10 protein-coding genes are annotated in these 7,422 nt (G+C 45.7%); 2 read left to right on the top strand and 8 right to left on the bottom strand.

The features are described from left to right. On the bottom strand, positions 1–413 hold a 413-nt coding region (locus IH879_16130), incomplete at its 3' end, for a transporter (protein MCH7676455.1). 322 nt (positions 414–735) lie between these two features. Here IH879_16130 and IH879_16125 point away from each other — a divergent pair. Together IH879_16125 and IH879_16120 are read left to right on the top strand one after the other, a co-directional pair. Continuing rightward, positions 736–966 (top strand): type II toxin-antitoxin system Phd/YefM family antitoxin, encoded by a 231-nt coding sequence (locus tag IH879_16125; protein MCH7676454.1) that lies wholly within the window; start codon positions 736–738, stop codon positions 964–966. Beyond that, positions 963–1,352 (top strand): type II toxin-antitoxin system VapC family toxin, encoded by a 390-nt coding sequence (locus IH879_16120; GenBank protein ID MCH7676453.1) that lies wholly within the window; start codon positions 963–965, stop codon positions 1,350–1,352. Before IH879_16125 ends, IH879_16120 begins: the two co-directional genes overlap by 4 nt. A 96-nt stretch (positions 1,353–1,448) precedes the next feature. On the opposite strand, the gene IH879_16115 is transcribed toward IH879_16120, so the two are convergent. The 7 genes from IH879_16115 to IH879_16085 all read right to left on the bottom strand — a co-directional run. Beyond that, entirely contained in the window at positions 1,449–1,730 is a 282-nt protein-coding gene (locus tag IH879_16115; GenBank protein MCH7676452.1) for a hypothetical protein, read from the bottom strand. A gap of 20 nt (positions 1,731–1,750) precedes the next feature. Beyond that, entirely contained in the window at positions 1,751–2,704 is a 954-nt protein-coding gene (locus IH879_16110; protein ID MCH7676451.1) for a sigma-54-dependent Fis family transcriptional regulator, read from the bottom strand. Positions 2,705–2,970: 266 nt separating this feature from the next. After that, positions 2,971–5,499, bottom strand: a complete 2,529-nt coding sequence (locus IH879_16105; GenBank protein MCH7676450.1) for a PAS domain S-box protein — start codon at positions 5,497–5,499, stop codon at positions 2,971–2,973. Continuing rightward, a complete protein-coding gene (locus IH879_16100) occupies positions 5,492–5,890 on the bottom strand; it encodes a hypothetical protein (protein MCH7676449.1) in 399 nt (132 codons plus the stop codon). The genes IH879_16105 and IH879_16100 overlap by 8 nt, the downstream gene beginning before the upstream one ends. Positions 5,891–6,097: 207 nt before the next feature. Then, entirely contained in the window at positions 6,098–6,253 is a 156-nt protein-coding gene (locus tag IH879_16095; protein ID MCH7676448.1) for a hypothetical protein, read from the bottom strand. A 386-nt stretch (positions 6,254–6,639) separates the two neighbouring features. After that, positions 6,640–7,254 (bottom strand): hypothetical protein, encoded by a 615-nt coding sequence (locus tag IH879_16090; GenBank protein ID MCH7676447.1) that lies wholly within the window; start codon positions 7,252–7,254, stop codon positions 6,640–6,642. A gap of 85 nt (positions 7,255–7,339) precedes the next feature. After that, on the bottom strand, positions 7,340–7,422 hold an 83-nt coding region (locus tag IH879_16085; GenBank protein MCH7676446.1), incomplete at its 5' end, for a hypothetical protein.

Here is a 7,422-nt window from a genome sequence, read left to right as displayed (position 1 = left end):
TCGGAGGCGAGTGCGAAAGTCGTCCGGGTCTTAGTGATATACGACATAAACGGCTGAATGAACGTGGCGTTTACGTCTGCGCGCGTGTCTTCGCCGGCCACGGAGACGATATGATTCACCAGACCGCCAAAGGTCCACTTGCCGGACTGCTTCAGAGCGACTGCGGTGGGGCCAACGCCGAATTTCTCCCCACCCAGCGCGTTGTTGGAAGCCGTCGGCAGGAGCAGAACGGGACCGATGCCCCAGATAATTCCGCCTGCGGGTACGTTAGCGGGAGAGAAAAAAAAGCTCTGTACCACATCGCCGATACCGGACTCTCCCGCTCCGTTCACGGGAATATCGCTCTGGCTTACGATGGGCAAAATCGTCCGGGAGAGCACATTTACATTTTCACTCAGCCCAAAGGGAATCACGGGCTGGACGTTAATTCTCCAGACCGAGCCGTCTTCAGTGGCGCCGATATTCGCACTATAATTGGCCTGTATCGGCAGGCTGATCAGGGAGGCTATCGGGTTCGCCAGTTTCTTGGCCAGGTCCGCGTCTTGCTGCGCGGCGGACGGGGTCAACCAGATCAGAGTGATTACAATAGCAATAGCATTTTTCATTATTTTACCCTCCATTCAAAATTATTCCGGTTTTTGTTATAAAGTCCTTGCGTTTAGTTTTGAGGCATAATTATATTCCCATAGTCATAAAGTTAGGTCATAGTCCGTACACAATAATGGGAAGCCAAAAATGAAAACAATACCAGCTGGAAAATTTAAGGCGCAATGTCTTGCCCTGCTTGATGTCGTGGCACAGACCAATGAGCCACTGGTCATCACCAAACATGGCAAGCCTGTTGCGAAATTGCTGCCATTCGACAACAAAAAAGACAGCACCGATGCTTCGCTAAGGGGGCTGGCAACATTTATCGGTGATCTTATTTCTCCCATCGATGACGAATGGGAGGCCGCAAAAGAGTGATCGTTCTCGACACGCATATCTGGTTCTATTTTATCAATGATGGGCCTGAAAAGCTGCCAGCCAAAGCACGCAAAGCTATTAGAGACAACGACGTCCTCGGTGTAAGTATTATCTCCTGCTGGGAAATAGCCATGCTGGTTGCTAAAAACCGGCTAAGGTTCAGCATCGATGTCCAGGATTGGATTGCGCAAGCTTTAAAATACAAAGGCATCAAGTTAATAGAGCTCACTCCCGAAATTGCTGTTTTAGCCACCAGATTACCTGGTGAGTTCCATAAAGATCCGGCGGACAGAATCATTGCTGCTTCCAGTTTGAAAATAGGCGCTCCACTTATTACCCTCGACAAGCGCATCAAAGAATGGGGTCATGTTCATACCATCCCTTAATTTGAAGTCGAAAGTCTAAGCGCCGAATTGTCGAAGAGCACAATACTCTTAGACTTGTTGCCTCTTTTGCTTTTTCGACTTTGCGAGCATAGCATATTATTTAGTCCCCGGGTTCAAGTTAGGCAGCAAAGCCTGTCTGCCGAATTTTACTGTGCCTTTCGTAAAAGACGAATTCTTTCGAAAGCGCGCAACCGCCTGGTAGAGCTTCCTCCCGGACCCTGCATCACCATGAATGCCATTTCCGGAATTTGCAAAAAGTCTCGTCTCCAGTTGTCTGATCCCCTGCGTCAACTCCGTATCACCGGCCTCCAAAAGCAGCTGAAGCGGGGCTCTTTTGTCCGGTGCTATCCCGTCAAGCCGGGATATCAGACTTCGCATCGCTCCGACTTCATCATCGCTCAAACAGGCCTTACGAAACTTTTCGAAGTAGACTGCCTCCGATTCCGCCTTTGAATAGCACCGCTTGCGCCAGCAGACTGACCCGATTCTCCAGAGGAGCATATTTTGCATCCGTCCAGTACCGCCGGCCGCGCCCCAAAATCTGTGTACCATACACCAATCGCGATGGCATTGAATTCTTCCAAAGCTCTTAAGAGCTTAACTTGTGCGGCGGAAGAGAGCTCGCCAATTTCGTCAAGGAGCAATGTGCCGCGATGTGCCAGTCGAAATTTGCCTTCACTATCTTTATGCGCCCCGGTAAAAGCACCTCTTTTGTGCCCAAAAAGCTCAGACTCCATCAATTCATTGGGTATCGCGCCACAATTAAGCGCCACAAAAGGCTTTTCAGCGCGGGTGCTGGCGCTATGCATCTCCCGCGCAACTACTTCCTTGCCTGTGCCGGTTTCGCCTTCAATGAGAACCGTGGTGTCGGATGGCCCAACTTTGGCAATTTCTAATCGTAAATTCTCAATTTCTTTGCTGGTTCCTATAAGCCTAACAGCCCTATTTGACACCAACTGTAGATTTCGTCGTTGTGCCACCTCACCCTGCAATTCGGATGCTTCGATGGCGCGTTCTATCGCAACCAGCAGTTCTTGAGCATTAATTGGTTTGGCGAGATAATCAAAGGCTCCCTTCTTGATCGCTTCAACCACTTGCGGGACTGCGTCTACAGCGGTCATCATAATAATTGGGAGAACAGGCCAGTTTTTTTTGATTTGAGGCAAGAGCGTAATACCATCTATATCGGGCAGATTAATGTCCAACAAAGCAACGTCGGCGCCGCTTTCTGCCAGGAAGCTCAAGGCCTCTTTGGCCGAACCAACTTCGTCCACTTTGTAATCTTCGGTCAGGTAGTCCCGAATGGCCTCACGGAAAAGTTCATCATCCTCTATGATTAAAACTCGTTTCATTCTTGTATCCTGTCAACAACCCGGCACGAGATTCTAACGCGGCTAAGCCGCAAATCTCCAAATCCCAAATGTTCAAATCGCAAATAAATTCCAAGTTGCAACCTCCAAGTTCCAAACTTCTTTTCGTTAACGTGAGTAAGCGCTCCTGTTTTGTCCCGCCGTACTCTGGTTTGGTACTTCGACTTTGGGTCTTGTGATTTATTTGAAATTTGGGATTTGTCTATTGTAATTTTTTTTCAAAAAAAATGCAAACTTCACCGGCAATACTATAGCGTCCTCTTAAACGTGATTGTAAATTCCGTACCCTTACCAACACGGCTTTTGACGTCGATATGAGCACCATGTTGTTCGACCAGACGTGCAACAATTGCCAGGCCCAGGCCAAACCCTGTTTTTTTTGTCGAGTAAAATGGCTCGAATATTTTATCCAGCTTTTCGGCTGAAATACCATCACCATTATCCTTAATCTGAACTTGCAGTTCATTCGTACGCGCTCGGGTCGCTATAGTTACGATGCCACCTTTAGGCGAGGCGTCTTTTGCATTCTGGAGTAAATTAATCAAAACTTGCAGAATTTTATTATCATCAATCAAAACCTGTGGAACTTTGGCCTGAAAATTCTTTTTGATCTGAATTTCAGCTTGCTCATATTCTTTTGTAACTGAGCGAATACTACTCTCGATAACCCTATGTATATTTACCTGTCGTAAGTCTGGCGGTGAGGGACGAGCAAACTCTAAAGTTTCCCGAATTATATCCTGGGTTCTCAAAAGGGCCAGATTGATATTTTCAACCTTTTTCACCAATGTTTTCGGTAATTCCCAATAGTCGGAAATATACTGCACATTTAAACTTATGGATGCTAAAGGATTGCGGATTTCATGCGCAATGTTAGCTGCCAGTTCGCCAAGCGTGGCCAGTTGTTCCATTCTTTGGATAGTACGCTCGGATTCTTTGCGCTCGGTGATGTCTCTGACAATACTTTGGTTGTAAGGTTTGCCTCCGATGTTTATTCGACTGCTTGTAAACTCAATTGGTACAACACGTCCATCAGCTTTTTTGATGGTCAATTCTCTCGCGTCAGCCCCCCCTTTTTCCTGGATCGCAAAAAAGTCTCGCTTTGCAATCTTCATTTTATCCGGAGGCCGTATTTCCCAGATTTTCATCTCCTGTAACTGTCCAAGGTTCCTTCCGGTTATGACTTCAAACTCTTGGTTGCAGTCCACTATTAGTCCGGTCTCGCTATCCGCCAGGACAATGCCATCCCGGGCCTGGGTAAACAGGGCGCGGAATTTCTCCTCCGAATCCTTCTGAGCTTTCTCGATCCGCTTGCGCTCGGTGATGTCTATCATAAAACCACGAAGGAGCTTCGGTTTACCATTTTCTGACACAACGCTGACCAGGTCGTGAAACCAAACGATTCGGCCGTCTGCTGCCAGCATGCGGTATTCAAATTCGTAATCTTTGCAAAGACCGGCGGACTTCATGCAGAAGTCTATGGTCCACTCCCTATCTTCCGGATGGATGTGTTCAGCCCAAAAATCTTTTTCATACCACTGTTCGGACGGATAACCCAAAAGCTCTTCGGCCTGAGGGCCAACATAGGTGAATTTCCACGTCTGGGCGTCGGCTTGCCAAGGCAGGATCTTGGTCGTTTCAACCAGTTGTCGCAGAGTTTGTTCACTTTCACGCAGCGCGACTTCCGCCTGCTTGCGTTCAGTAATGTCAATAACGATCGTGTTCACTCCCTGTACTAGACCCTTATTGGACAATAATGGATAGTAACTCACCAGCCAGTTGCGTGGCACCTCGGGTTGCGCTGGAAGAAAACCCTTTACTTCGCTGTTAATGATCGGCTCACCGGAATCTATCACTTTAAGATATATACCTGTTATTATTTTAGCAATGTCTGGAATCACTTCATGGATAGTTTTGCCAATATGCTCGGAGATTGATTTGCCATTGATATCCGCTAACTGCTGATTTATGCGGAGGTAACGCAGATCGCGATCTAAAAGACACAGCCCAACAGGAGCCGTTTTGTAGAATTGGTCAATTTCAGTCAATTGCGCCTGGGCAATCTTCTCACTCTTGACCAAAGCCTGCCGCGCCATCTCGCTCGCCTGAAGGGCCTTTTGCAGTTCTTCTGTCCGTTCCTTAACCCGTCTCTCTAACTCCTCATTAGTCCGTGCCAGTAGCATCTCCGCCTCCTTGCGCTCCCCAATGTCAAGCACAACCACACCGACAGCCTTTACCTCGCCATCTGGCCCTTTGATGGGAAAAAAGGAATCAATAAAATGACGAATCTCATCGGGAACTTTCGGCAACCGTGTACTAAATTCACGACGCGGCGTCGCTTCACCGGTGTCCAGTACTTTTTGTAACACGGGCACAATGTCCTTTGCTGCTTGAGGCAGAACCTCGGCGAGCGGCCTTCCGAGGTGTTCTTCCACGGATAATCCATTGATGCCAGCAAGTTCCTGATTTATCCTAGAATATTTAAAGTCCGGCCCTTCCAGAATGGCCAAACCGGCAGGCATTTGTAATATAATTGTGTCTAAGTATTCCTGAGTCGTTTCTAGTTCTTCATCCAGTTTTTCCGTCCGTTCCTTAGTCCTTCCCTGTAATGCTTCCAATTCCTCAGCAAGCATATTCAGTCCTTCTGTAATTGCATCTAAATCATTCTCATTTGAATCCTCATCAATTCGTTGAAGTCGATGGGATACATCGCCCCGGGCTAAGGCAGAGATAAACTCAATGATTGTATCTATTTTTTCTTGAGAACTTTTAGGCATTACTAAACTCAGTTAACCATTGTATTGCTTCTTCAGGTTCAATAAACATACGTGTTGGAGTGATCGGCTTATTCAATCCCATAAAAAAGTTAGCCATCACTTTGGTTACTTTTGATTTTACCAGTAATGCGGTGGCTCGCTGAATGGAACAGGTTCTTTGGTTGGCATAATACTCACGGGCTTCCCTTGTAATGGATTTCATTTCTCGCATGTCGATCAGCACCCGTGTCATCTCCTTCCCTAGAGCATCACGTATCCTTTCTTGAGCGTCAATATTTTCTATTGCTTTTTCTAGAGTTTGTATCTCAAAACTCAACTCCCCCCAAACAATTTCATTTTCTTCATCCCAATACAGTTTTTGGGTTGATGTCTCTTCCATTAGTTTTTTCATTTTGTACGTTTCTCAATTAGGATTTGATTCTCTGTAAACTTTTTTTCAAATTCTATCATTACTATTGGAAGTCTTAATTTTGTAGGACGATTTGTATCAAGACGCTTAACATAGAATTTATGAGCGCTTTATATAGCGAATTGAAATGCGGGCCAAATCGGGTGGCAGAACTTCGTCAACACGCTACCTAAAAAATCATTCGGTGCCCTATATAGAATCACCATCACTTTCTGCTTTATAATCAAGATAAATACCATTTTTGTCCAGAATAAACATCAAATCTGGCATGGCATCCAACCATGCTTGACTCCTTGCCAGGCGTTCCTGCAAAAATTTTTCTTCCTCAATAACCTTTACTTTCATGATCTCAAGCTCACGATAAATTATGACCTGTTTTTCTATCGAACATGGAGACTTGATCGAGAATTCAGCCACCCAGTGTGCTCAGGCACACCCCTCCCACTCTCTTTTCATAAACCGAGGTAAGACGACCTCCTCCTCGCACCAAGTAATTCATCAAAAAATATTACGAAAAGTACAAAAAAACTATACTTCTGTCAACAAAAAAATGCGAAGATGCTGCTTCAAGTTTCATCAAAGTAGCGTTATTTTCTCGAACTCCTTGGAATTTGAGAATCCTCAAGTTGGGACAAAGGATTTTTGAGCTTTGAGTTTTTTTAGTTGCATTGTATGTGGTCAAAACAAATTGGACAAATAGTATCGAAAATTAAGAGAGACATTCCTCATAGTCAAGTAATAACTTCCTGATTGGTTTTTTTAAATTCTGATATCGCCTTAGCTGTAATGTGTGCTTTTTGATAATTTTCCTCAATAGAAATAATTCCGCCGGTCTCGTGGGCAGCTCGCTGAATAGCCTCGACATCCAATGGTTTTAATGTATGCATGCTTATCACGCGACAACCAATTCCATCCGCAGCCAATTTCTCCGAAGCTTGCAGGGCCTCCTCCAGTATACCTCCACAGGCGATCAACGTTGCCGCGGTGCCGTCCCTAACATAACGCGCCTTGCCCAATTCAAAGACTGGAATACCTTCCCCCAGTTCGGCTTTAGATTTATCCAGGCGTAAATAAGCTGGCCCAGGCAATGCATACAGCGCCTGCATCGCTCCCCTTACTTCGTCTTCACTGCAAGGCGCCACGACCGTCATATTTGGCAAAGCACGCAAAATACTGAGGTCTTCGATGGCATGATGAGACATGCCCAGGCCGCCATAATTAAAGCCACCACCTTGTGCAATGATGGCAACCTTGTCCCGAACGTCGTTTACCAACTCAGTCATGGCTTCAACATTGGCCTGGAATTCTGCACTTCGGGTGTTGATTTTGGTTTTGATGACTGGCATTAACACATCCTATTTAATTGGGTAATAAAAATTGTGTTGTGATTCTTTAATAATACATGGACTGCTGTTAGTCTTTTAAGAATAGTTAGTCTTTAAGAATAGCTCTACTAATGACCAATCGTTGAATCTCATTGGTGCCTTCATAAATTTGGCAAGCTCGCACATCTC

Source organism: candidate division KSB1 bacterium (assembly GCA_022562085.1).
GTDB lineage: Bacteria > Zhuqueibacterota > Zhuqueibacteria > Oceanimicrobiales > Oceanimicrobiaceae > Oceanimicrobium.
The sequence above is the reverse complement of the archived record's forward strand: the minus strand, read 5'-3'. Positions and strand labels throughout refer to the sequence as shown.

Coding starts and splice junctions, on each gene's coding strand:
- IH879_16125 (MCH7676454.1), top strand. CDS start 736: ATGAAAACAATACCAGCTGGAAAATTTAAGGCGCAATGTCTTGCCCTG.
- IH879_16115 (MCH7676452.1), bottom strand. CDS start 1,730: ATGCGAAGTCTGATATCCCGGCTTGACGGGATAGCACCGGACAAAAGA.
- IH879_16110 (MCH7676451.1), bottom strand. CDS start 2,704: ATGAAACGAGTTTTAATCATAGAGGATGATGAACTTTTCCGTGAGGCC.
- IH879_16105 (MCH7676450.1), bottom strand. CDS start 5,499: ATGCCTAAAAGTTCTCAAGAAAAAATAGATACAATCATTGAGTTTATC.
- IH879_16100 (MCH7676449.1), bottom strand. CDS start 5,890: ATGAAAAAACTAATGGAAGAGACATCAACCCAAAAACTGTATTGGGAT.
- IH879_16095 (MCH7676448.1), bottom strand. CDS start 6,253: ATGAAAGTAAAGGTTATTGAGGAAGAAAAATTTTTGCAGGAACGCCTG.
- IH879_16090 (MCH7676447.1), bottom strand. CDS start 7,254: ATGCCAGTCATCAAAACCAAAATCAACACCCGAAGTGCAGAATTCCAG.